Origin of the sequence: Acidithrix ferrooxidans (assembly GCF_000949295.1) — a bacterium.
Taxonomy (GTDB): Bacteria; Actinomycetota; Acidimicrobiia; order Acidimicrobiales; family Acidimicrobiaceae; genus Acidithrix; species Acidithrix ferrooxidans.
In genome coordinates this window covers 1-727 of the sequence record NZ_JXYS01000179.1, presented here as the reverse complement: position 1 = coordinate 727, position 727 = coordinate 1, and the positions used below count along the sequence as shown (strand labels likewise).

Genomic DNA, 727 nt, shown 5'->3' with positions numbered 1-727 from the left:
GATCTAGATATCAAGTGACTATTCCGATTCTCTGGACCACTATTGGTAGAATCTTTGGACCACAGCACCAGTATCTTTGGACCACTGTACCGAAGTCTTTGGACCAGACTTTCCTGATCCCTTTAACCTATTTCTAAGTTACCTCAATCCTGGTAGATGTCAGGCTAGAAGGTCCCTTAATTAATGCCTAAATGGCTCGTCTTTTTGATATTTATTTGTCCATAGTCCTCTCGTTGTTGGATTAGAAAGTTGTCTTTCGCTTTTCTGAGGATTACGGACAACTCTAAGCCAGGAGTAGCACGAAGGGTAACTGGTCCCAATGGGTAGTTTCGGAACCAGTTACCCTTCTTTTTATTATTTGTTTATCGGTAGTAGCGATAGCGGTGGGCCCTGTGGTCGAGATCTGGCACCTGCGTGTAAACGCGAAGCGCTTATTCACATGTGTCAGATTATTTGCGAGGCAAGCGTGCAGGCGTCCACCGCTCACTAAAGATGGCCTGATCTTTAGTTTGTTGGATTCGCTTAACCAACGGTTAGCTCGTCATAGGCAACTGCGCCATCACAATGAGGACACAGTCCTCCAAAGCCAACACGACGCATGAATTTCTGACATTCGTCGCAGCGTTGCTCCCCGAGGGCTCGCTCCCCGCAGATATCACACTCATATACAGTGATTGGCTTTAGCGGCTGTTTCTTACCTACAACAGGTACCTTGAGTTGGCTGTTG

1 protein-coding gene is annotated in these 727 nt (G+C 46.8%); it reads right to left on the bottom strand.

Features of this window, described 5'->3' with window-relative positions; translation table 11 throughout:
- Positions 1 to 522: 522 nt before the first annotated feature.
- A partial coding sequence (locus AXFE_RS20285; RefSeq protein ID WP_160291946.1) for a hypothetical protein occupies positions 523 to 727 on the bottom strand: 205 nt, incomplete at its 5' end.